Origin of the sequence: Pseudomonas sp. PS02303 (genome assembly GCF_029959925.1) — a bacterium.
Lineage (GTDB): Bacteria > Pseudomonadota > Gammaproteobacteria > Pseudomonadales > Pseudomonadaceae > Aquipseudomonas > Aquipseudomonas mandelii.
In genome coordinates, this window is sequence record NZ_JASCOM010000101.1 from 1 (window position 1) to 21222 (window position 21222).

A 21222-nucleotide genomic window follows, 5' to 3' on the forward strand; every position below is an offset into this window, starting at 1 on the left:
GGCAAGCCTCGCTCCTACAGGGATTTCGCTGGACCTGTAGGAGCGAGGCTTGCCCGCGAAGAGGCCCTTAAAAACCACACAACTTTATGCCGGGCAATAAAAAACCCCGCCGGTTCATCACCGGCGGGGTTTTCATGTACGGGGTAAGGCTGGCTTACATCATGCCGCCCATGCCGCCCATACCGCCCATGTCTGGCATGCCGCCACCCGCTGGGCCGTCTTCCTTGATCTCAGCGATCATGGCTTCGGTAGTGATCATCAGGCTGGCAATCGACGAAGCCGCTTGCAGAGCCGAACGAGTCACTTTAGCCGGGTCCAGGATACCCATTTCGATCATGTCGCCGTATTCGCCGGTCGCAGCGTTGTAACCGTAGTTACCCGAACCTTGCTTGACCTTGTCGACCACAACGCTTGGCTCGTCGCCGGAGTTGGCAACGATCTGGCGCAGTGGCGCTTCTACAGCGCGACGCAGCAACTGGATGCCAACGTTCTGGTCATCGTTGTCGCCTTTGAGCTCGGAGATTGCCTGCAGAGCGCGAACCAGTGCCACGCCGCCGCCAGGTACCACGCCTTCTTCAACGGCTGCACGGGTAGCGTGCAGGGCGTCTTCAACGCGGGCTTTCTTCTCTTTCATTTCAACTTCGGAACCAGCGCCAACCTTGATCACTGCAACGCCGCCGGACAGCTTGGCCAGACGCTCTTGCAGTTTTTCACGGTCGTAGTCGGACGAAGTGTCAGCCACTTGCTGACGGATCTGCAGAACGCGAGCCTGGATGTCAGCTTCAACGCCGGCGCCGTCGATCACGGTGGTGTTTTCTTTGGACAGGATCACGCGCTTGGCATTACCCAGGTGTTCCAGGGTAGTGCTTTCCAGGCTCAGGCCGATCTCTTCGGAGATGACGGTACCGCCAGTCAGAACAGCGATGTCCTGCAGCATGGCCTTGCGACGGTCGCCGAAGCCTGGAGCCTTGACGGCTGCGACTTTAACGATGCCACGCATGTTGTTCACAACCAGAGTCGCCAGGGCTTCGCCTTCAACGTCTTCGGCCACGATCAGCAGTGGACGGCCGGCTTTGGCAACGGCTTCCAGGACTGGCAGCATTTCGCGGATGTTCGAGATCTTTTTGTCGACCAGCAGGATCAGCGGACCGTCCAGCTCGGCAGTCATGGTCTCTGGCTTGTTGACGAAGTACGGGGACAGGTAGCCACGGTCGAACTGCATGCCTTCAACAACCGACAGTTCGTTTTCCAGGCCCGAGCCTTCTTCAACGGTGATCACGCCTTCTTTACCGACTTTTTCCATGGCTTCGGCAATGATGTCGCCGATGGAGCTGTCGGAGTTGGCCGAAATGGTGCCGACCTGAGCGATGGCCTTGGTGTCAGCGCAAGGCTTGGACAGGGCTTTCAGCTCTTTGACGATAGCGATGGTCGCTTTGTCGATGCCGCGTTTCAGGTCCATCGGGTTCATGCCGGCAGCGACGGCTTTCAGGCCTTCGTTGACGATCGACTGAGCCAGAACGGTAGCGGTGGTGGTGCCGTCGCCTGCGTCATCGTTGGCACGGGAGGCAACGTCTTTGACCAGCTGCGCGCCCATGTTTTCGAAGCGATCTTTCAGCTCGATTTCTTTGGCAACGGACACGCCGTCCTTGGTGATGGTCGGAGCGCCGAAGCTCTTCTCGATGATCACGTTACGGCCTTTAGGGCCCAGGGTCGCTTTTACTGCGTCAGCCAGGACGTTGACACCGGCGAGCATTTTCTTGCGGGCGGAATCGCCGAATTTAACTTCTTTAGCAGCCATGATCGATATTCCTTAAATACTTTGTAGTAACGGGAAAATGAGCGGGGAATCAGCCTTCGACAACAGCGAGGATTTCGCTCTCGCCGATGACCAGCAGGTCTTCGCCGTCAACTTTCACAGTGTTGCTGCCGGAGTAAGGGCCGAACACAACCTTGTCACCCACTTTCACGGACAGCGCACGCACTTCACCGTTGTCCAGGACTTTGCCCGGGCCTACAGCGAGGACTTCGCCCTGGTTTGGCTTTTCAGCAGCCGAACCTGGCAGGACGATACCGCCAGCGGTTTTCTTTTCTTCTTCGCTGCGACGGACGACGACGCGGTCATGCAGAGGACGAAGCTTCATTGTCGATCTCTCCTAATTGTGGTTTTCATCGGCCGGTGTATTCCCGGCGGGTTTAACAAATCCGGCGGTGCCGGGTGCGGTTCGTCAAGCGAACCGCGGAAGTCTGTCTGGCGTGATCGCCAGAAACCTTGCGGTGACCGTTACATAAGGGCGCATAAGCTTATTACAAGGGCGGGGATCGAAATTTTTTTGCATCAATGCCCCGAAAACGAACACGGCACCCGAAGGTGCCGTGCAGCTGAAACGCTTTACTTGGAATCGCGGTGTTCGAACTCGCCTTCGATTACGTTCGGCTCGCGGCCCAGCGGCTGCTGCGGAGCAGGACCGCCACGTGGTTGAAGATCATCGGCAAACGCCCGCTGGCGGATCGCTGCCTCTTCAGCGCGCTGGCGCATTTTATTGGCCAGCAGTCGACGGGAGATCGGCAGCAGCATGATCAGACCCAGCACGTCCGTGACGAAGCCCGGCAGAATCAACAGACCGCCCGCCAGGGCCAGCATCAAGCCTTCAAGCATGGTCTGGGCCGGCAACTCGCCGCGGTTCAGGCTTTCACGCGCACGCAACGCAGTGGCCAGACCGGCGATGCGCAGCACGAACACGCCGAGCATCGAGCCGAGAATGATCAGCAGCAGGGCCGGGAAAAACCCGATGGCCCCGCTGACCTTGACGAACACGAACAGCTCCAACACCGGAAACAGTACAAAGAGCAATAAAAAAGGGCGCATCAAATGGTTCCTCAACGCAAGAATGCCTTGCCAGTCTTCCCTAGATGACGTCGCCGTTTCGTGAATTCAAGCGTCAGCCACTTCATTTTTCGGCCAATGCTCGGCGTGAGCCAGGAAAACCAAGGCTTCGCGCACTTGTGTCGGCGTATTACAAGTTGCCTGGAACGGCAGCCAGTACAGGGCCTGGCCAATGCGTAGGTGCATGCCTTCGCTGTCGATACCCGCCAGTTGCGCCGGCTCGGTTTTCGGCAGCCCCGCCAAATCGACGTAGTGGGCGATGGCTTTGGCGTGATCGGCGTTCATGTGCTCGACCATGCTCAGTTCGGCTTTGCCGGCGAACGGATTGGCCAGGGTCAGTTGGTCGACCCAGTGAATCGCACCGAAACCGCCGATGTAACGGTGACGCACAGGCTTGAGCACCCAGAAATCGAAATCGTGGGCCTTGTGGTAGCTCTGCGACTCCGGGAAATAGCGGTAGTAACGCTCGGCCGCCGCTTCGATCGAGGCCTCGTCTTCGAGCTTTTCTGCTTCGGCGAGATAAGTCAGGCGACCAACGGCTTGCACATCGTCGGCCTCACGTTCGCCCACAAAAAGCGAGCATTTCGGATCTTTCTGCAGGTTATGGGTGTGCTGGGCGATGCGGCTGATAAGGATCAGCGGCCGGCCCTGCTCGTCCAGGCAATACGGAACCACGGAGCCAAACGGGAAACCGGGCATCGACTTGGAGTGCGTCGACAGCACCCCGCGGTATTCCTTGAGAAGCAATTCTCGGGCATTCTTGGCCGCTTCAACGCTCAATTTATGACTCCTTATATAGAATCCGTCGAAAAAACGGACAGGCGCCTGGGGATAAGTTCCAGTACGCCATCGGGGCAGTTCTCATGTGCAACCAGGCCACATCAGGTGCAGATCGAGAGGCCCTCTAGGAAGGAAACCACTCTGAACCTGCTATTGGGGCATGCGAATGCAACTCACTGACAAAGTAATCATTATCACTGGCGGTTGCCAGGGTTTAGGCCGTTCCATGGCCGAGTATTTCGCGGGTAAAGGCGCGAAGCTGGCGCTGGTGGACCTGAACCAGGAAAAGCTCGACGACACCGTCGCGGCGTGCAAAGCCAAGGGCGTAGAAGCTCGGGCTTACCTGTGCAACGTTGCCAACGAAGAGCAAGTGACGCATATGGTCGCCCAGGTGGCCGAAGATTTCGGCGCGATTCATGGATTGATCAACAACGCCGGCATCCTGCGCGACGGCCTGCTGCTGAAGGTCAAGGATGGCGAAATGACCAAGATGAGCCTGGCCCAATGGCAGGCGGTCATCGACGTCAACCTGACCGGCGTGTTCCTGTGCACCCGTGAAGTCGCGGCAAAAATGGTCGAGCTGAACAACAGCGGCGCGATCATCAATATCTCCTCGATCTCCCGCGCCGGCAACGTCGGCCAGACCAACTACTCCGCCGCCAAGGCTGGCGTGGCCGCGGCAACCGTGACCTGGGCCAAGGAGCTGGCGCGTTATGGCATTCGCGTGGCTGGCATTGCACCGGGCTTTATCGAAACCGAGATGACGTTGGGCATGAAGCCTGAAGCGCTGGAGAAGATGACGGCCGGGATCCCGCTCAAGCGCATGGGCAAACCGGAAGAGATCGCCCATTCGGCGGCGTACATTTTCGAGAACGACTACTACACCGGCCGGATTCTGGAAATGGATGGCGGGCTGCGGATCTAAGGCCTCATAGATCAATGTGGGCGCTAGCCTGCTAGCGATTGAGCGGGTTCAGTCAACTTATTTGTTGAATGTGAATCCGCTATCGCTAGCAGGCTAGCTCCCACAGTTAGTTGTGTTTGAGGCCATCAATCGTCGCTGATGGTGATGTTCGGCATCGCCGGCGACACCGCTTCCTGCAACACAATTCGCGCGCCGACGTGGCGGGCGAGTTCCTGGTACACCAGGGCAATCGGGCTGTCAGGTTCGGCGATCACCGTAGGCTTGCCGCCATCGGCCTGTTCACGGATAGCCATTGCCAGCGGCAACGACGCCAGCAGTTCGACGCCATACTGGTTGGCCAGCTTCACCCCTCCGCCCTCACCAAACAGATGCTCGGCATGCCCGCAGTTGGAGCAGATGTGCACGGCCATGTTTTCCACCACACCGAGCACCGGGATGTTGACCTTGCGGAACATCTCCACGCCCTTGCGTGCGTCCAGCAATGCCAGATCTTGCGGCGTGGTAACGATCACCGCGCCAGCCACCGGGACTTTCTGCGCCAGAGTCAGCTGGATATCACCGGTGCCTGGTGGCATGTCGATGACCAGGTAATCCAGATCGCCCCAGGCGGTTTGCGTGACCAGTTGCAACAATGCGCCGGAAACCATCGGTCCACGCCAGACCATCGGCGTGTTGTCGTCGGTCAGGAACGCCATCGACATCACTTCAACGCCATGGGATTCAATCGGCACGAACCATTTCTGATCCTTGACCTTCGGTCGGGTGCCTTCGGGGATGCCGAACATGATGCCCTGGCTCGGACCGTAGATGTCCGCGTCGAGAATCCCGACCTTGGCCCCTTCACGGGCCAGGGCCAGCGCGAGGTTGGCGGCGGTGGTGGACTTGCCCACGCCGCCCTTGCCGGACGCCACGGCGACCACGTTCTTGACGTTGGCCAGGCCCGGGATTTGCGCCTGGGCCTTGTGCGCGGCGATCACGCTGGTGATGTCAACGCGAGCGCTCGTCACGCCGTCGAGGCCTTCGATCGCCATTTGCAACATTTGCGACCAGCCACTCTTGAACAGACCGGCGGCGTAGCCCAGTTCCAGTTGCACGCTGACGCGATCGCCCTGGATGTCGATGCTGCGCACACACCCGGCGCTGACTGGGTCCTGGTTCAGATAAGGGTCGGTGTATTGGCGAAGGACGGCTTCCACCGCTGCGCGATTGACGGCGCTCATGGGCAACTCCGATAGCAAGACTGGAAAATCAGGGGGGTTATCCTACGCCGGACATACATTTGTGGCGAGGGAGCTTGCTCCCGCTCGGCTGCGAAGCAGTCGCAATCAGGCAGACGCACTCCTTGCGCCGAAAACGGGTTGGAGGGTTTGGGGCGGCTTCGCCACCCAGCGGGAGCAAGCTCCCTCGCCACAGAAGCATTTTCACGCTCAGACTGCCTGTGCACAGGTTTGGGCATTCGATGCAACCGGAAACAGGCTGACGGGGTGAAAAATATGCGCCGGCGCTTTATAGTGGCCGACCTCCGTTTCATCAAGTAGCCGAGCCCCATGTCCGAGCCACGCAAGATCCTCGTCACCAGCGCCCTGCCCTATGCCAATGGTTCGATCCATCTTGGCCACATGCTGGAATACATCCAGACCGATATGTGGGTGCGCTTCCAGAAGCACCGCGGCAACCAATGCATTTATGTCTGCGCCGACGACGCCCATGGTTCGGCCATCATGCTGCGCGCGGAAAAGGAAGGCATCACCCCGGAACAACTGATCGCCAACGTCCAGGCTGAACACAGCGCCGACTTTGCCGAGTTCCTGGTGGACTTCGACAACTTCCACTCCACTCACGCCGAAGAAAACCGTGAGCTGTCGAGCCAGATCTACCTCAAGCTGCGCGACGCCGGGCACATCGCCCAGCGCTCGATCACTCAGTACTTCGACCCGGAAAAGAAAATGTTCCTGGCCGACCGCTTCATCAAGGGCACCTGCCCGAAATGCGGCACTGAAGACCAGTACGGCGACAACTGCGAAAAATGCGGTGCAACCTACGCACCCACCGACCTGAAGGATCCGAAGTCGGCGATCTCTGGTGCCACTCCGGTGCTCAAGGATTCCCAGCACTTCTTCTTCAAGCTGCCGGATTTCCAGGAAATGCTGCAAGCCTGGACCCGCAGCGGCACCCTGCAAGAAGCCGTGGCGAACAAGATCGCCGAATGGCTGGATGCCGGCCTGCAACAGTGGGACATCTCCCGCGATGCGCCGTACTTCGGCTTCGAGATCCCCGACGAGCCAGGCAAATACTTCTACGTCTGGCTGGACGCGCCGATCGGCTATATGGCCAGCTTCAAGAACCTCTGCGCCCGCCGTCCGGAACTGGATTTCGACGCGTTCTGGGGTAAGGACTCCACCGCCGAGCTGTACCATTTCATCGGCAAGGACATCGTCAACTTCCACGCCCTGTTTTGGCCAGCGATGCTCGAAGGCGCCGGTTTCCGCAAGCCGACCGGCATCAACGTGCACGGCTACCTGACCGTCAATGGTCAGAAAATGTCCAAGTCCCGCGGCACTTTTATCAAAGCCCGGACTTACCTGGACCACCTGTCGCCGGAATACCTGCGCTACTACTACGCTGCGAAGCTGAGCCGTGGCGTCGATGACCTGGACCTGAACCTCGAAGACTTCGTGCAGAAGGTCAACTCCGATCTGGTCGGCAAAGTCGTCAACATCGCCAGCCGTTGCGCCGGGTTTATCCACAAGGGTAACGGCGGTGTGCTGGTGGCCGGCAACGCCGCACCGGAACTGACCGAAGCGTTCCTGGCCGCAGCGCCAAGCATTGCCGAGGCCTACGAGGCGCGCGACTTCGCCCGTGCCATGCGCGAGATCATGGGCCTGGCCGACCGTGCCAACGCCTGGATCGCCGACAAGGCACCGTGGTCGCTGAACAAACAGGAAGGCAAGCAGGACGAAGTCCAGGCCATCTGCGCCCTGGGCGTGAACCTGTTCCGCCAACTGGTGATCTTCCTCAAACCGGTGCTGCCGCTGCTGGCCGCCGACGCCGAGGCGTTCCTCAACGTCGCGCCGCTGACCTGGAATGACCACGCGACCTTGCTCAGCAACCATCAACTGAACGAGTTCAAGCCGTTGATGACCCGTATCGACCCGGTAAAAGTCCAAGCCATGAGCGATGCATCGAAAGAAGACCTGACCGCCAGCGCAACCGACACCGGCAATGCCGCGCCTGCCGGCAATGGCGAACTGGCCAAGGATCCGCTGTCGCCCGAAATCGATTTCGACGCCTTCGCCGCGATCGACCTGCGCGTTGCCTTGATCGTCAAGGCTGAACACGTGGAAGGTGCCGACAAGCTGCTGCGCCTGACCCTGGACATCGGTGACGAGCAACGCAACGTGTTCTCCGGGATCAAGAGCGCTTATCCGGATCCGTCCAAGCTCAATGGCCGTCTGACCATGATGATCGCCAACCTCAAGCCACGGAAAATGAAGTTCGGCATCTCCGAAGGCATGGTGATGGCAGCCGGCCCTGGTGGAGAAGAAATCTACCTGCTCAGCCCCGACAGCGGCGCCAAGCCGGGTCAGCGCATCAAGTAAGTTTCTGCGCTAAATCGATCCCACAGTCGTGCCTGGCGCGACTGTGGGATTTTCATATCAGGCCCCACCCTCCGTCCTTCCCGGATAATGCCTAAGCTTTTTAGAACGCTCTGTTAAAAAGCCCTCTTTCTACCGGCACAATCATGACCGAGATGCTGCTTACGCTTATCAGCGCCGCCCTGATCAACAACCTCGTGTTGCACTGGCCGCTGGGCGTCGATCCGCTGCTGGGCAGCGAGCGCGATCAGGTTCATGCATTGGGCATTGCGACGACGTGTCTGATGCTGATGGTCGGCATACTGGGCTACCCGGCTTATCACTGGCTGCTGGTGCCGCTGGAACTGGCTTCGCTGCGTCTTTTCGTGTTCCTGCCCTTGAGCGTATTGCTGATCGGCCCGCTGCTGAAAGCGCTTTCCCGGTTACTTCCAAAGCTTGCGTTTGATGGCCTCTGGCCGTTGCTGCTGGGCAACGCGGGTGTGCTGGGGCTGGCATTGCTCAACGCTCAGGACGACAAAGGATTCTTCCACGCCACCGCCCTGTGCCTCGGTGCAGGACTGGGGTTCTGGCTGGTGCTCAGCCTGTTCAGTGACTTGCGCCAGCGCACAATCGAAAATGATATTCCCCTGCCCTTTCGCGGCCTGCCGATCGAACTGATCGGCGCCGGACTGATCGCAGTGGCTTTTCTCGGATTCAGCGGGCTGATCAAAACATGAGTCTGATTCAACGCATCGACGCCCTCTTGCCGCAGACCCAATGCGGCAAGTGCGGCCACCCCGGATGCAAGCCTTACGCCGAAGGCATCGCCAGCGGCGAGCCGATCAACAAGTGCCCGCCAGGGGGCAGCGAAACCATCTCGGCGCTGGCCGAGTTGCTGCAAGTGCCGGTGCTGGAACTGGACGTCAGCCGCGGCTCGGCACCGGCGCAGATCGCTTACATCCGCGAAGCCGAATGCATCGGTTGCACCAAATGCATCCAGGCGTGTCCGGTGGATGCCATCGTCGGTGCCGCCAAATTGATGCACACGGTGATCATCGACGAATGCACCGGTTGCGACCTGTGTGTCGCGCCGTGCCCGGTGGATTGCATCGAAATGCGGCCACTGCCTTTGGCCACGGTGCTGCCGATTGTTGGTGGCCTGGCGTTCAGCCTTGAGGAACAACGGGCGCGCACCGCCAAACGCAATCATGCGCGGCGGCGCTTCGAACAGCGCAACGCCCGTTTGCGCCGCGAGGAAGAGCAGAAACTCGCCGAACGTCAGGCCCGCGCTCAACGCGCCACGCCGCAAAACGAAGTGCCGACGCTCGACCCGGTTCAGGCTGCGCTTGAGCGGGTGCGTGCGCAGAAAGCGGCAAACGCCGATGCGGCGTTGAAAAAAGCCAAGATCGACCTGGCGATGAGTCGTGCGCAACTGAACAAGTCGCTCAAGGCGTTCGGGCATCCGCCGACCTTCGAGCAGCAGTCGCAATTGATCGTGCTGCAACAGCAATTCGAGATGGCAGAGCAAGCCTTGGCCAAGCTGGAAAGCAGCGCGCCGCCCATCCCCGCACCGGCACCCGCCGCGCCAGCGAAGGATGCCGAGCTGAAACGGGCGAAGATCCAGCTGGCCATGCGCCGCGCCGAACTCAACAAGGCGCGAACCGGCGAAGCCGCAGCTGAACAGATTGCAGCGCTGGAACGCGCTGTGATGGACGCCGAGCGTCAGGTGGATGCCTATGTCGCCCCTTGAATCGGTGGACGAACGCCTTCAGCAGGCCATGAAGCTGGTGTTGCTGGCCACGGTGCCGGGCATGCTGGCGTTGTTCTGGTTGTATGGCTGGGGCGTGTTGATCAACCTGATTTTGACGGCTGTTACCGCATTGGCGGTTGAAGCTGCGGTGCTGCACCTGCGCAAGCAATCGATCAAGCCAACGCTGAGCGACGGCAGCGCGCTCGTCAGCGCGACGTTGCTGGCCTTGGCCTTGCCGCCTTATTGCCCGTGGTGGCTGACGGTCAGTGCGGCGGCATTCGCCCTGCTCGGTAAACACCTTTATGGCGGGGTTGGCAAAAATCCGTTCAACCCGGCGATGCTTGGTTTTGCCCTGGTGCTGGTTACGTTTCCCCAACAGATGACCCTCTGGCCGTCGGCCCACGGCATGAGTCTGCTCGGTGGCTTGCAACAGGTCTTCGGCTTCGGCCAGGCGCCAGATGCCTGGGCCCAGGCCACGGCGCTGGACAGCCTGCGAATCAACAAAAGCCTGACCATGGATGAACTCTTCGCGAGCAATCCGGCGTTCGGCCATTTCGGCGGACGCGGTGTGGAATGGGTCAACCTGGCCTTTCTCGCTGGCGGCGCGTTTCTTCTGCAACGGCGGGTGTTCACCTGGCATGCACCGGTCGGCATGCTTGCCAGTCTGTTCATCATCAGCCTGCTGTGCTGGAACGGTTCGGGCTCCGACTCCCATGGCTCGCCGCTGTTTCACCTGCTCACCGGCGCGACCATGCTGGGCGCGTTTTTTATTGCCACCGAGCCGGTGTCCGGCGCGAAGAGCCCCGGTGCCCGATTGTTGTTCGGTGCCGGCGTGGGAATACTTACTTACCTGATTCGTACCTGGGGCGGATACCCCGACGGTGTAGCGTTTGCCGTGTTGCTGATGAACCTTGGCGTCCCGGCGCTGGAGCGGTTAGTCGCGTCCAGGCAGGAGCAGATGGCCCCATGAACCGAGCGACGAGCGTTCTGATGCTGGTGTTGCTGGCCGGGTTGGGAATTGGCGTGACGTACGTCGTGCAGCACGCCAGCGAACCGCGTATCAGTGCGCAACAGCGCTTGATCGACAGCCGCAACCTGCTGGACCTGCTACCGCCAGACAGCTACGACAATCAGCCGTTGGACCAGCCACTCGCCCTCGAAAACATCCGGCTGCCCAACAGCACGCTGCTGGGCGGCTATTTGGCGACCAAGGCCAGCCAACCGAGCGCGGTGTTGCTGCGCAGCCAGACCTTGGGCTACGAGGGCTCCATCGAGCTGCTGATCGCCATCGGCGCCAACGGCAAGTTGCTGGGGGTCAAGACCCTCAAGCAATCGGAAACCCCAGCCCTGGGCGGCAAGATCGCCGACTGGCCCAATACCTGGCTTCAGGTGTTTACTGGCAAGTCGCGAAACGACCCCGGCGACACCGGCTGGGCCTTGAGAAAAGACCAGGGTCAATTCGATCAGATAGCGGGCGCGACCATTACTTCACGGGCGGTGATCAGCGCCGTTCATGACGCGTTGCGTTTCTTCGACGAACACCCGCAACAGCTAATCGGGAGCAGTGCGCATGAATAAGACATCGACACTGCGCAACTCTCTGATGCTTGCGCCTCTGATCGGCGCTACGCAGGCCTGGCCGACCGCTCTCGGCCTGTGGCTGATGTTCTTCGTAGTGATCAATGCATATGACCTCAGCATGGCCACCTTGCGAGCACGGCTGATCCCGTCCACCCGCTTGCTTGCCAGCATCCTGTTGGCCGCCACGTTGACCAGTTGCGCGGAACTGGCCGCGCAGGTCGGGTCACTTCAATGGCATCAGCACACGGGGATCTATGCAGGATTGATCGCCTTGCAATGTGTGGTGCTGGAGCACAATGGTTTTTTCCAGGAACCGCGGCTTGATCGCCTGCGTTTGTGTGGCCTGTTTGGCGCGCTATTGGTGGGGCTAGGCCTGCTGCGCGAGGTGATCGGCAACGGCGGTCTGCACCTGGCCACGCTGGTCCCTGGCGGATTCATTCTCTTGGGACTGCTGATCGCCGCCTGGCAGGCCTGGCACCGACCGACTCCCTCACACTGACCGACTTCGAGGAAACGCACTGTCCATGAATGCCGCAAAACGTCTGGAAATTTTCCGCAGGTTTCACGAAGACAACCCGGAACCGAAGACCGAACTGGCCTATTCCTCGCCGTTCGAATTGCTGATTGCGGTCATTCTGTCCGCCCAGTCGACCGATGTCGGTGTGAACAAAGCCACCGCCAGACTCTATCCGGTGGCCAACACGCCGGCGGCGATCTATGCCTTGGGCGTCGAAGGGCTGTCGGAATACATCAAGACCATCGGCCTGTTCAACAGCAAAGCGAAAAACGTGATCGAAACCTGTCGTTTGCTGGTTGAGCGCCATGGTGGCGAGGTTCCGCAAACCCGAGAGGAACTGGAGGCGCTGCCCGGCGTAGGCCGCAAGACCGCCAACGTGGTGCTCAATACCGCTTTCCGGCAACTGACGATGGCCGTGGACACCCACATTTTCCGAGTCAGCAACCGCACGGGCATTGCACCGGGCAAAAACGTGGTCGAGGTGGAGATGAAGCTGATGAAGTTTGTCCCCAAGCAATACCTGCTCGATTCACACCATTGGCTGATCCTTCATGGACGCTACGTTTGCCTGGCCCGCAAGCCTCGTTGCGGGAGCTGCCGGATCGAAGACCTGTGCGAATACAAGCAAAAGACCTCGGACGATTGAGGCAGTATTAGTTTTATTGATCCATCGATTGAAAAAATCTTTTTTACCCGCCGGGAGTTTGTCGATATAAGGAGCGCCAAAGGCAGTCTTAGCCTGGAGTTAACCTTATGAGCACTGGCAAAGAGCAATTGGACGTAGAAGACGACTTCACACCTGTTGAGACCGATGATGCTGAACCGGTGGTTGAAGTGGCGAAGACCAACCTGAGCAAACGCCGCACCATTGACAATCTGCTGGAGGAGCGTCGACTGCAAAAGCAGTTGGCCGATTACGATTTTGACCTTTGACACCTGAAAGCCTCCCGAAACGGAGGCTTTTTACTGAGTGCTGCCCGCCCCCGATGAACGCCCTTTCATCACGCCTCGTCAATCGCCAGTGCGTTCATACCAGTCCATTACGTTGAGCGAGTTCGATCAGATCAACCAATGAGCGAGCATTGAGCTTCAACAACAGGCGTGTCTTGTAAGTACTGACCGTTTTATTGCTGAGGAACATGCCATCGGCAATCTCCTTGTTTGTCTTTCCTCGAGCCAACTGTTGCAACACCATCATTTCGCGCCCGGACAGACGATCCACCATATCGGCTTCACTGGCATTCCCGAGACTGGAACGAACGGTATGCAGCGCTTGATTCGGAAAGTAGCTGTAGCCCGAAAGCACGGCCTTTATCGCACTGAGCAATTCAGTGAGATCCTGTTGTTTGCAGACATACCCAGCGGCCCCCGACTGCATGCAACGCATGGAAAAATGTCCGGGGGCCTGAGAGGTCAGGATCAGCACTTTAAGAGGCATCGCTGTTGTTGTCAGACGCGCAATGACTTCCAGCCCGTCCAGCTTCGGTATCCCAATATCCAGAATGACAATATCCGGCATAAGTTCGCGGGCAAGTTGTAACGCATCCACACCGTTATCTGTTTCTGCAATGACTTCGTAGCCATGACGTTCCATCAGCATACGTACCGCAAGACGAATGACGGGGTGATCATCCACGATCAGCACTTTATTCATGGGCAAGTCCAATTTCGCTGTTCGAATTTTTAGAGCCCGCACAATAGCCTAGTCGTTTCATCCGTGGCATGCCGCCCCCCTCGGCCACCCGCAGCGAAAGACATTCCCTACAAACAAGCAGGACATGTCTTACAAAAATCAGACGAATACTGTGTGTCTTAAATTTTACCGCCCCGGCGGCACGGCGCTTTCAAAAGTGTTTTTGTATCGATTTACATCAGGAAATCAAAGAAACCAGAGGTTGACCGAAGGATCCGACAGACGCTGACGATTGAGCTACGCTTAAAAACAACCGATATTTTCAGGCAAACATTCACACTCGCTCGTTAAAAACCAAGACGTGGCTACTAATTCAATTACAACAACCCTTACACCAGGCAACACTTCAGAAACAGCAATAAACGCTGCACTTTCCAAAACAACAATAACAAAAATACCCGAGGCGCAAATAATACAGCTACTATGACCCCCCATTAACAAATCCACTAAAAGGACACCACCAAAACAGCAGACCGCTTTCCCGACCCCGGCAACTTACCGACACCCGAAACCTCTCCATAAATTGATCGAGAACAGACAATCTTCCATGAGCAAACAACATGAACAAACTCAAAACAAGAATTTCCAACCCCATGACAATCATTGCGATATTTGCAACACTGTCTGAAACTTCGGCTGCTATTTCTCTTCCATTTCTCGACAATAAGGAACGAGAGATCTATATCTGGTTTCTTATCAGCTTTCCCTTTTATTTGCTCTTCCTATTCTTCGCCACACTCAACTTCAACTATCGATCGCTTTACGCGCCCTCTGATTTTGAGAAAGGCAAGCATTTCATCAAGGCCATGACCGATGCCGATCACGCGCAAGTCAATACACCCGAGCATTTGATTGAGCACCCCTTACGCTCATCGGTGTTGCTAAAGGATCTGCACATCGTCGATGCACGATGGATGAGCAACAAAATGGACTTCAACACCTTGATGGAAAAGATCCAGCAACCACAGGAAAACCCTGCGCGCGTGATCGTGTTCCTAACCTGTACTGATTCAGAGGCGTTGCTGAAGGAAGTCGCACACAAGCATTCGAAACAAACAAAGAAACGCAATAGCACTACGTTCTGGGTTGCCTACAATTTGAGCTCACATGGCATGACGACGATGGCTTGAGCGCCAATAGCAGAAGACCGATTGCGACGGGCAGTCGGAGAGTAAAGCAGACGAAAGCTTATTTGTAACAACAACAAGAAAGTTGATACATGATACCCGGCAGGAAAAATCCCTCTTTCAGAAATGTGGCCTTGTCACTGACAAGGCCACATTTCCATTACCGTCGTTGCAGCTTCAGAGATCTCAGAAAAGCTTCCGGCCTTTGTTCGCAGCAATGCGCATGCGCAAGGCGTTGAGCTTGATGAAGCCCGCTGCGTCGGCTTGGTTATAGGCGCCGCCGTCTTCTTCGAAGGTCGCGATGTTGGCATCGAACAACGATTCGTCGGACTTGCGACCGGTGACGATCACATTGCCCTTGTACAGCTTCAGGCGCACAACGCCGTTCACGTGTGCCTGGGACGCATCGATCATCTGCTGCAGCATCAGACGCTCAGGGCTCCACCAGTAACCGGTGTAGATCAGGCTGGCGTATTTAGGCATCAGCTCGTCTTTGAGGTGAGCCACTTCGCGGTCCAGAGTGATCGATTCGATCGCACGGTGAGCGCGCAGCATGATGGTGCCGCCAGGAGTTTCGTAGCAACCACGGGACTTCATGCCCACGTAACGGTTCTCGACGATGTCGAGACGGCCGATACCGTGTTCGCCACCGATACGGTTCAGGGTCGCCAGCACGGTGGCCGGGGTCATTTCGACGCCGTCCAGTGCCACGATGTCGCCGTTGCGGTAGGTCAGTTCCAGGTACTGCGCCTTGTCTGGAGCCTTCTCCGGGGAGACGGTCCATTTCCACATGTCTTCTTCGTGCTCGGTCCAGGTGTCTTCCAGCACGCCGCCTTCATAGGAAATGTGCAGCAGGTTGGCATCCATCGAGTACGGGGATTTTTTCTTGCCGTGACGCTCGATCGGGATATTGTGCTTTTCAGCATAATCCATCAGCTTTTCACGCGAGAGCAGGTCCCATTCGCGCCAAGGGGCGATCACTTTCACGCCAGGCTTCAGTGCGTAGGCGCCCAGTTCAAAACGAACCTGGTCGTTACCCTTGCCGGTGGCGCCGTGGGAAATGGCGTCAGCGCCGGTTTCGTTGGCGATTTCGATCAGGCGTTTGGCGATCAACGGGCGAGCGATGGAAGTACCCAGCAGGTACTCGCCTTCGTAAACGGTGTTGGCGCGGAACATCGGGAAAACGAAATCGCGCACGAATTCTTCGCGCAGATCGTCGATGTAGATCTCTTTCACGCCCATGGCCTGAGCCTTGGCGCGTGCAGGTTCAACCTCTTCGCCCTGACCCAGGTCAGCGGTAAAGGTCACCACTTCACAGTTATAAGTATCCTGCAGCCACTTGAGGATCACCGAAGTGTCCAGGCCGCCGGAATACGCCAGAACGACCTTGTTTACGTCCGCCATGCCATCACTCCACGGGGTTCTACGGAAAGCCGTGAAGTCTACCGGTCATACGGAATAATTTACAGAGGCGCGACAGCTTATGACGACGAAGCGACAGATTCTGTCGAGCGAGCGACGAATTCAGCAAACTCAGGATGTCGCCGAAGAGCTTCCCGGCGTCGTGGTTTGAGGCGCGACTTTCTCGGTCGGTGCCACCCGCTCCAGGCGCACCGCGACCCGGCGATTCTTCGCGCGGTTGGTGGCGCTGGTGTTCGGCGCCACAGGGTAGCGCTCACCGTGGAAACGCAGGGTGATCTGCGATTCCTGGATGCCATTGGCCTTGAAATAGTCCATCACCGCCAACGCCCGGCGGCGTGACAGCTCGCGGTTGGTCAGGCGATTGCCGCTGTTGTCGGAGTGCCCGTCGAGTTCGATGTGATTGACCGTCGGATCCGCTTTCATGAACTCCAGCATCACCTGCAACTGCGCCTTGGCTTGCGAATCAAGATCAACGCCTTCACCCGGGAAACCGATCTCGGACTGTTTGACCTGCTCGAAATTCTTCGGCAGCAGTTTCGCCACGCAACCCTGGTAGTCGTTGAAGGCCTTGCTGAACTTGACCGGCAACAGGCGCACTTCAGAGACGCGGCCATCACCAGATGAATGCCGGATGACCGGACTGCGGCCATCCATCAACCCGCTGATCAGGCGACCGGCCTGAACTTGCGAACTGTTGAACAACACGTTGCCGCTGCCGATTCTCACCGATCCCAGATTGATGTCGCCACGTCCCGGCTGCCACGGCGCAGCGGCCGCCAGCAGGGTTGCTGAACCGCCACCGATCATCGCGTTGTAGGCTTTCAGACGAAACGTCGCCTGCTCGCCGGCGCGGCGCACGAATTCACCCGAACCGAAATCGGTAATCGGTTGAGTCAGGCGGCATTCGAACTTGTCACCTTCGACCGTCCACTCGATGCTCTCCAGACGTGTCTGGAAAGTGAGCGCCATCGCAGGGAGGCTGGCAAACACACTGAGCAAGGCTAAATAACGCTGGCGCACGGGAGGCTCCACTGGCTTCTACAACAAAAAGACCGACACACATATTTACGGCATACCTGTTGGATATCGGAAGCTTCCTGCAAAACTTGATAGCGAGTGCCTGAGAGAGTCTTTTCCGGTAGCATTCCCCAGAGTTTGACCCGCCTGGAATCCCCTCATGTCCGACCGCCTGACCCTGCTGCGTCCCGACGACTGGCATATTCATCTTCGCGATGGTGCTGTGTTGACCAATACCGTTGCGGATGTCGCGCGCACCTTTGGTCGCGCCATCATCATGCCCAACCTGGTACCTCCGGTGCGTAACGCCGCTGAAGCCGACGGCTATCGCCAGCGGATTCTCGCTGCACGTCCGGCCGGCAGTCGTTTCGAACCGTTGATGGTGCTGTACCTGACCGACCGCACCCAGCCCGACGAAATTCGCGAGGCCAAGGCCAGCGGTTTCGTTTACGCCGCCAAGCTGTACCCGGCCGGCGCGACCACCAACTCGGACTCGGGTGTCACCAGTATCGACAAGATCTTCCCTGCACTTGAGGCCATGGCCGACGTCGGGATGCCCTTGCTGATTCACGGTGAAGTCACCCGCGGCGATGTCGATGTGTTCGACCGCGAAAAAATCTTCATCGATGAGCATATGCGTCGTGTGGTCGAGCGTTTCCCGACGCTCAAAGTGGTGTTTGAACACATCACCACCGCGGACGCCGTGCAGTTCGTCAACGAGGCTTCGGCCAACGTTGGCGCGACCATCACCGTGCATCACCTGCTGTACAACCGCAATCACATGCTGGTGGGCGGGATTCGGCCGCACTTCTATTGCCTGCCGATCCTCAAGCGCAACACCCACCAGGAAGCCCTGCTCGACGCAGCCACCAGCGGCAGCAACAAGTTCTTCCTCGGCACCGACTCGGCGCCTCACGCCCAGCACGCCAAAGAAGCGGCCTGCGGCTGTGCCGGTTGCTACACCGCTTATGCGGCGATCGAGATGTACGCCGAAGCCTTTGAACAACGCAACGCGCTGGACAAGCTTGAAGCCTTCGCCAGCCTCAACGGCCCGCGCTTCTATGGCCTGCCGGTGAACACCGATCGCATCACCCTGGTCCGCGATGAGTGGACCGCCCCAACCAGCCTGCCATTTGGCGAGCTGACCGTAATCCCGCTGCGCGCCGGTGAAAAACTGCGCTGGCGCCTGCTGGAGGAACACGCGTGAGTGAAGACCATTTCGACGACGAACAGGACGGTCAAGGCGGCGGAGGTGGTTCGCGCCACCCCATGGCTGAGCGCTTCCGTGGATACCTGCCAGTTGTTGTCGACGTTGAAACCGGTGGTTTCAACTCTGCCACTGACGCCCTGCTGGAAATCGCCGCGACCACGATCGCCATGGATGAAAAAGGCTTTGTGTATCCCGATCACACCTATTTCTTCCGCGTCGAACCTTTTGAAGGCGCGAACATTGAAGCCGCGGCGCTGGAATTCACCGGGATCAAACTCGATCACCCGCTGCGTATGGCGGTGAGCGAAGAAACGGCCCTGACCGATATCTTCCGTGGTATCCGCAAGGCCCTGAAAGCCAACGGCTGCAAACGGGCAATTCTGGTTGGGCACAACAGCAGCTTTGACCTGGGTTTCCTCAACGCCGCTGTCGCACGCCTGGACATGAAACGTAACCCGTTTCACCCATTCTCCAGTTTCGATACCGCGACCCTCGCTGGCCTGGCTTACGGTCAAACCGTACTGGCCAAGGCTTGCCAGGCGGCGGACATCGACTTCGACGGTCGTGAGGCTCACTCGGCGCGCTACGACACCGAGAAGACGGCCGAGCTGTTCTGCGGCATCGTCAATCGCTGGAAACAAATGGGCGGCTGGGAAGACTTCAACGACTGATCCCTGTCGCTGAATTTCTCCCGACCATAAAAAAACCGGCCTCAGTGGCCGGTTTTTTTATGCCTCGAACGTGCCTTACAGCGCAGCAGCGTTCTCGGTCAGGTAAGCCGCGACGCCTTCGGTCGAAGCAGTCATGCCTTTGTCGCCTTTTTTCCAGTTGGCAGGGCAGACTTCGCCGTGCTCTTCGTGGAATTGCAGCGCGTCGACCAGACGGATCAGCTCTTCCATGTTACGGCCCAGCGGCAGGTCGTTGATGATCTGCGAACGGACAACGCCTTTGTCGTCGATCAGGAACGCGCCACGGAAAGCCACGCCGCCTTCGGACTCAACGTCGTAGGCCTTGGCGATTTCGTGCTTCATGTCGGCAGCCATGGTGTAACGAACCTGGCCGATACCGCCATTGTTCACCGGGGTGTTGCGCCATGCGTTGTGGGTGAAGTGCGAATCGATCGACACCGCGACCACTTCAACGTTGCGCGCCTTGAAGTCAGCCATGCGGTTGTCCAGAGCGATCAGCTCGGACGGGCAAACGAAGGTGAAGTCCAGTGGGTAGAAGAACACCAGGCCGTATTTGCCTTTGATGGCCGAGGACAAGGTGTAGCTGTCAACGATTTCGCCATTGCCGAGGACGGCAGGTACGGTGAAGTCCGGGGCTTGTTTGCCTACGAGTACGCTCATTGAATATCTCCTGGTCTATATATCGTGAAGAACTGGGTTCGTGTCAGCCTGCCACCCTCAGGCGACAGCCCTGTGACACGCCCCCCTTCGCAAGGACCGACCATCATACACGGCGTTTTTGGGCTGTCCTCAACGGTTTTTCAACCGCGCGTCAAATTGGTCGTCGCAGCAGGTGATGGCAGACGCCTGGATGAAAACCGTTCGTCAGTCATACTCGCTTATAACGCGAAGCTTTCAGAAAGCACTTTGACAATCATTCTCGTTAACATTAAGATCCATCGCAACTGAGTCACCACCAGCGACGGTTCTTAGCTTATGTATGTCTGCCTCTGCACTGGCGTCACCGACGGTCAAATCCGCGATGCAATCTATGAAGGTTGCTGCAGCTACAAAGAAGTCCGCCAGGCCACTGGCGTAGCCAGCCAATGCGGTAAATGCGCCTGCCTTGCCAAGGAAGTGGTGCGTGAAACCCTGACCAAATTGCAATCGGCCCAGGCTGCGATTCCTTTCCCTGTAGAATTTACTGCCGCGTAACTACCCTATTCCAAAGAACCGGACTTGATGTCCGGTTTTTTTATGTCTGAAAATCAACTGCTTACGCTCTAGACGCGGAACACAAACATTCTTATTCCGATTAATTTTCATTTAAGTTTCAATAACTTAGGTTTGACACTCTTAGTTGTGCAGCTCAAACTCCGCCTTATTGACAGCTAATACAGGGCAGGACCCCATCATGAAAGGCGACATTACAGTCATCCAGCATCTCAACAAGATCCTTGCCAATGAGCTGGTCGCGATCAATCAATATTTTCTGCATGCGCGCATGTACGAAGATTGGGGTCTGAACAAGCTCGGCAAGCACGAATACCACGAATCCATCGACGAGATGAAACACGCGGACAAGCTGATCAAGCGCATCCTGTTCCTCGAAGGCCTGCCGAACGTCCAGGACCTGGGCAAGCTGCAGATCGGCGAACACACCCAGGAGATGCTCGAATGCGACCTGCGTATTGAGAAAACTGGTCATGCCGACCTCAAGGTTGCCATCGCTCATTGCGAAACCGTGGGTGACTTCGGTAGCCGTGAATTGCTCGAAGATATCCTTGAGTCCGAAGAAGAACACATCGACTGGCTGGAAACTCAACTGGGCCTGATCGATAAAATCGGTCTTGAGAACTATCTGCAATCGCAGATGGGCGAAGAGTAAGTTAGCGCCCGCTAAACTCGAGACAATAAAAAGCCCCGCACTCTTTTATAGAGGCGGGGCTTTTTAATGCCCTTTGTCTCGTCCTGAACAAGGTTTGCACCTGTTTCAGGACGAAACATCTGCAGGAGCGAAGCTTGCTCGCGAAAGCGGTAGTCCAGTCAACTTATGTGCTGAATGTTGTACCG

Annotated in this window: 24 protein-coding genes; 14 read left to right on the top strand and 10 right to left on the bottom strand. The window is 57.8% G+C overall.

The genetic code is table 11. From position 1 onward, the window contains the following. Positions 1 to 154: 154 nt before the first annotated feature. The 4 genes from groL to QMX98_RS20230 form a co-directional block, all read right to left on the bottom strand. Entirely contained in the window at positions 155 to 1798 is a 1644-nt protein-coding gene (gene groL, locus QMX98_RS20215; RefSeq protein WP_008155543.1) for a chaperonin GroEL, read from the bottom strand. Positions 1799 to 1847: 49 nt separating this feature from the next. Next, positions 1848 to 2141 (bottom strand): co-chaperone GroES, encoded by a 294-nt coding sequence (locus QMX98_RS20220; protein ID WP_007948593.1) that lies wholly within the window; start codon positions 2139 to 2141, stop codon positions 1848 to 1850. A 248-nt stretch (positions 2142 to 2389) separates the two neighbouring features. Further along, a complete protein-coding gene (locus QMX98_RS20225) occupies positions 2390 to 2866 on the bottom strand; it encodes an FxsA family protein (RefSeq protein WP_010457646.1) in 477 nt (158 codons plus the stop codon). Positions 2867 to 2932: 66 nt separating this feature from the next. Continuing rightward, complete coding sequence (locus QMX98_RS20230) at positions 2933 to 3664, bottom strand: HugZ family protein (RefSeq protein WP_169857910.1); 732 nt, start codon at positions 3662 to 3664, stop codon at positions 2933 to 2935. Between the two features lie 166 nt (positions 3665 to 3830). Here QMX98_RS20230 and QMX98_RS20235 point away from each other — a divergent pair, with 166 nt between their 5' ends. Then, on the top strand, positions 3831 to 4589 hold the full coding sequence (locus tag QMX98_RS20235; RefSeq protein WP_077749886.1) for an SDR family oxidoreductase: 759 nt from the start codon (positions 3831 to 3833) through the stop codon (positions 4587 to 4589). Between the two features lie 125 nt (positions 4590 to 4714). Here the strand turns inward: QMX98_RS20235 and apbC are convergent, their stop codons facing one another. After that, entirely contained in the window at positions 4715 to 5809 is a 1095-nt protein-coding gene (gene apbC / locus QMX98_RS20240; RefSeq protein ID WP_010457651.1) for an iron-sulfur cluster carrier protein ApbC, read from the bottom strand. Positions 5810 to 6136: 327 nt separating this feature from the next. Here apbC and metG point away from each other — a divergent pair, with 327 nt between their 5' ends. The 8 genes from metG to QMX98_RS20280 all read left to right on the top strand — a co-directional run bounded on the left by metG (position 6137) and on the right by QMX98_RS20280 (position 12945). After that, the gene (gene metG, locus QMX98_RS20245) at positions 6137 to 8188 is read left to right on the top strand and encodes a methionine--tRNA ligase (protein ID WP_010457653.1); all 2052 of its coding nucleotides are present in this window, start codon (positions 6137 to 6139) and stop codon (positions 8186 to 8188) included. A 143-nt stretch (positions 8189 to 8331) separates the two neighbouring features. Continuing rightward, the gene (locus QMX98_RS20250; protein WP_145308546.1) at positions 8332 to 8901 is read left to right on the top strand and encodes an Rnf-Nqr domain containing protein; all 570 of its coding nucleotides are present in this window, start codon (positions 8332 to 8334) and stop codon (positions 8899 to 8901) included. Further along, a complete protein-coding gene (gene rsxB, locus QMX98_RS20255) occupies positions 8898 to 9914 on the top strand; it encodes an electron transport complex subunit RsxB (protein ID WP_083375854.1) in 1017 nt (338 codons plus the stop codon). Before QMX98_RS20250 ends, rsxB begins: the two co-directional genes overlap by 4 nt. Then, entirely contained in the window at positions 9901 to 10884 is a 984-nt protein-coding gene (locus QMX98_RS20260; RefSeq protein WP_154501512.1) for an RnfABCDGE type electron transport complex subunit D, read from the top strand. The genes rsxB and QMX98_RS20260 overlap by 14 nt, the downstream gene beginning before the upstream one ends. Continuing rightward, entirely contained in the window at positions 10881 to 11492 is a 612-nt protein-coding gene (locus QMX98_RS20265; RefSeq protein ID WP_221107217.1) for an RnfABCDGE type electron transport complex subunit G, read from the top strand. Before QMX98_RS20260 ends, QMX98_RS20265 begins: the two co-directional genes overlap by 4 nt. Beyond that, positions 11485 to 11994: an Rnf-Nqr domain containing protein gene (locus QMX98_RS20270; RefSeq protein WP_221107219.1), complete on the top strand. Its 510-nt coding sequence runs from the start codon at positions 11485 to 11487 to the stop codon at positions 11992 to 11994. Before QMX98_RS20265 ends, QMX98_RS20270 begins: the two co-directional genes overlap by 8 nt. Before the next feature lie 25 nt (positions 11995 to 12019). Beyond that, positions 12020 to 12658: an endonuclease III gene (gene nth, locus QMX98_RS20275; RefSeq protein WP_083375850.1), complete on the top strand. Its 639-nt coding sequence runs from the start codon at positions 12020 to 12022 to the stop codon at positions 12656 to 12658. A 107-nt stretch (positions 12659 to 12765) separates the two neighbouring features. Beyond that, positions 12766 to 12945 carry a hypothetical protein gene (locus QMX98_RS20280; RefSeq protein ID WP_010457665.1) on the top strand — a complete coding sequence of 60 codons (180 nt, stop codon included), beginning with the start codon at positions 12766 to 12768 and terminating at the stop codon, positions 12943 to 12945. Between the two features lie 94 nt (positions 12946 to 13039). Here QMX98_RS20280 and QMX98_RS20285 read toward each other — a convergent pair whose 3' ends face one another. Together QMX98_RS20285 and QMX98_RS20290 are read right to left on the bottom strand one after the other, a co-directional pair. Continuing rightward, entirely contained in the window at positions 13040 to 13666 is a 627-nt protein-coding gene (locus tag QMX98_RS20285; protein ID WP_010457667.1) for a response regulator transcription factor, read from the bottom strand. A gap of 282 nt (positions 13667 to 13948) precedes the next feature. Continuing rightward, on the bottom strand, positions 13949 to 14152 hold the full coding sequence (locus QMX98_RS20290) for a hypothetical protein (protein ID WP_282411311.1): 204 nt from the start codon (positions 14150 to 14152) through the stop codon (positions 13949 to 13951). A 113-nt stretch (positions 14153 to 14265) separates the two neighbouring features. On the opposite strand from QMX98_RS20290, the gene QMX98_RS20295 reads away from it, so the two are divergent. Beyond that, the gene (locus tag QMX98_RS20295) at positions 14266 to 14835 is read left to right on the top strand and encodes a hypothetical protein (protein WP_221107222.1); all 570 of its coding nucleotides are present in this window, start codon (positions 14266 to 14268) and stop codon (positions 14833 to 14835) included. A 183-nt stretch (positions 14836 to 15018) separates the two neighbouring features. Here QMX98_RS20295 and QMX98_RS20300 read toward each other — a convergent pair whose 3' ends face one another. Together QMX98_RS20300 and QMX98_RS20305 are read right to left on the bottom strand one after the other, a co-directional pair. Beyond that, positions 15019 to 16236, bottom strand: a complete 1218-nt coding sequence (locus QMX98_RS20300; RefSeq protein WP_007898502.1) for an argininosuccinate synthase — start codon at positions 16234 to 16236, stop codon at positions 15019 to 15021. Between the two features lie 129 nt (positions 16237 to 16365). Beyond that, a complete protein-coding gene (locus QMX98_RS20305) occupies positions 16366 to 17274 on the bottom strand; it encodes an OmpA family protein (protein ID WP_010457676.1) in 909 nt (302 codons plus the stop codon). Between the two features lie 157 nt (positions 17275 to 17431). Here QMX98_RS20305 and pyrC point away from each other — a divergent pair, with 157 nt between their 5' ends. Further along, positions 17432 to 18478, top strand: coding sequence for a dihydroorotase (pyrC, locus tag QMX98_RS20310; RefSeq protein WP_010457678.1), 1047 nt, complete (start codon positions 17432 to 17434; stop codon positions 18476 to 18478). Then, on the top strand, positions 18475 to 19152 hold the full coding sequence (rnt, locus tag QMX98_RS20315; protein WP_008155580.1) for a ribonuclease T: 678 nt from the start codon (positions 18475 to 18477) through the stop codon (positions 19150 to 19152). The genes pyrC and rnt overlap by 4 nt, the downstream gene beginning before the upstream one ends. 75 nt (positions 19153 to 19227) lie before the next feature. On the opposite strand, the gene QMX98_RS20320 is transcribed toward rnt, so the two are convergent. After that, complete coding sequence (locus tag QMX98_RS20320; RefSeq protein ID WP_010457682.1) at positions 19228 to 19830, bottom strand: peroxiredoxin; 603 nt, start codon at positions 19828 to 19830, stop codon at positions 19228 to 19230. A 315-nt stretch (positions 19831 to 20145) separates the two neighbouring features. Between QMX98_RS20320 and QMX98_RS20325 the strand changes: the two genes are divergently transcribed. After that, entirely contained in the window at positions 20146 to 20364 is a 219-nt protein-coding gene (locus tag QMX98_RS20325; RefSeq protein WP_007943567.1) for a bacterioferritin-associated ferredoxin, read from the top strand. Positions 20365 to 20563: 199 nt separating this feature from the next. Then, complete coding sequence (gene bfr, locus QMX98_RS20330) at positions 20564 to 21037, top strand: bacterioferritin (protein ID WP_010457685.1); 474 nt, start codon at positions 20564 to 20566, stop codon at positions 21035 to 21037. The last annotated feature ends 185 nt before the right edge of the window (positions 21038 to 21222 follow it).

Coding starts and splice junctions, on each gene's coding strand:
- QMX98_RS20270 (WP_221107219.1), top strand. CDS start 11,485: ATGAATAAGACATCGACACTGCGCAACTCTCTGATGCTTGCGCCTCTG.
- QMX98_RS20225 (WP_010457646.1), bottom strand. CDS start 2,866: ATGCGCCCTTTTTTATTGCTCTTTGTACTGTTTCCGGTGTTGGAGCTG.
- QMX98_RS20320 (WP_010457682.1), bottom strand. CDS start 19,830: ATGAGCGTACTCGTAGGCAAACAAGCCCCGGACTTCACCGTACCTGCC.
- rsxB (WP_083375854.1), top strand. CDS start 8,898: ATGAGTCTGATTCAACGCATCGACGCCCTCTTGCCGCAGACCCAATGC.
- QMX98_RS20280 (WP_010457665.1), top strand. CDS start 12,766: ATGAGCACTGGCAAAGAGCAATTGGACGTAGAAGACGACTTCACACCT.
- metG (WP_010457653.1), top strand. CDS start 6,137: ATGTCCGAGCCACGCAAGATCCTCGTCACCAGCGCCCTGCCCTATGCC.
- QMX98_RS20260 (WP_154501512.1), top strand. CDS start 9,901: ATGTCGCCCCTTGAATCGGTGGACGAACGCCTTCAGCAGGCCATGAAG.
- bfr (WP_010457685.1), top strand. CDS start 20,564: ATGAAAGGCGACATTACAGTCATCCAGCATCTCAACAAGATCCTTGCC.
- apbC (WP_010457651.1), bottom strand. CDS start 5,809: ATGAGCGCCGTCAATCGCGCAGCGGTGGAAGCCGTCCTTCGCCAATAC.
- QMX98_RS20250 (WP_145308546.1), top strand. CDS start 8,332: ATGACCGAGATGCTGCTTACGCTTATCAGCGCCGCCCTGATCAACAAC.
- QMX98_RS20220 (WP_007948593.1), bottom strand. CDS start 2,141: ATGAAGCTTCGTCCTCTGCATGACCGCGTCGTCGTCCGTCGCAGCGAA.
- QMX98_RS20300 (WP_007898502.1), bottom strand. CDS start 16,236: ATGGCGGACGTAAACAAGGTCGTTCTGGCGTATTCCGGCGGCCTGGAC.
- QMX98_RS20265 (WP_221107217.1), top strand. CDS start 10,881: ATGAACCGAGCGACGAGCGTTCTGATGCTGGTGTTGCTGGCCGGGTTG.
- QMX98_RS20235 (WP_077749886.1), top strand. CDS start 3,831: ATGCAACTCACTGACAAAGTAATCATTATCACTGGCGGTTGCCAGGGT.
- pyrC (WP_010457678.1), top strand. CDS start 17,432: ATGTCCGACCGCCTGACCCTGCTGCGTCCCGACGACTGGCATATTCAT.
- nth (WP_083375850.1), top strand. CDS start 12,020: ATGAATGCCGCAAAACGTCTGGAAATTTTCCGCAGGTTTCACGAAGAC.
- QMX98_RS20285 (WP_010457667.1), bottom strand. CDS start 13,666: ATGAATAAAGTGCTGATCGTGGATGATCACCCCGTCATTCGTCTTGCG.
- QMX98_RS20295 (WP_221107222.1), top strand. CDS start 14,266: ATGAACAAACTCAAAACAAGAATTTCCAACCCCATGACAATCATTGCG.
- QMX98_RS20325 (WP_007943567.1), top strand. CDS start 20,146: ATGTATGTCTGCCTCTGCACTGGCGTCACCGACGGTCAAATCCGCGAT.
- groL (WP_008155543.1), bottom strand. CDS start 1,798: ATGGCTGCTAAAGAAGTTAAATTCGGCGATTCCGCCCGCAAGAAAATG.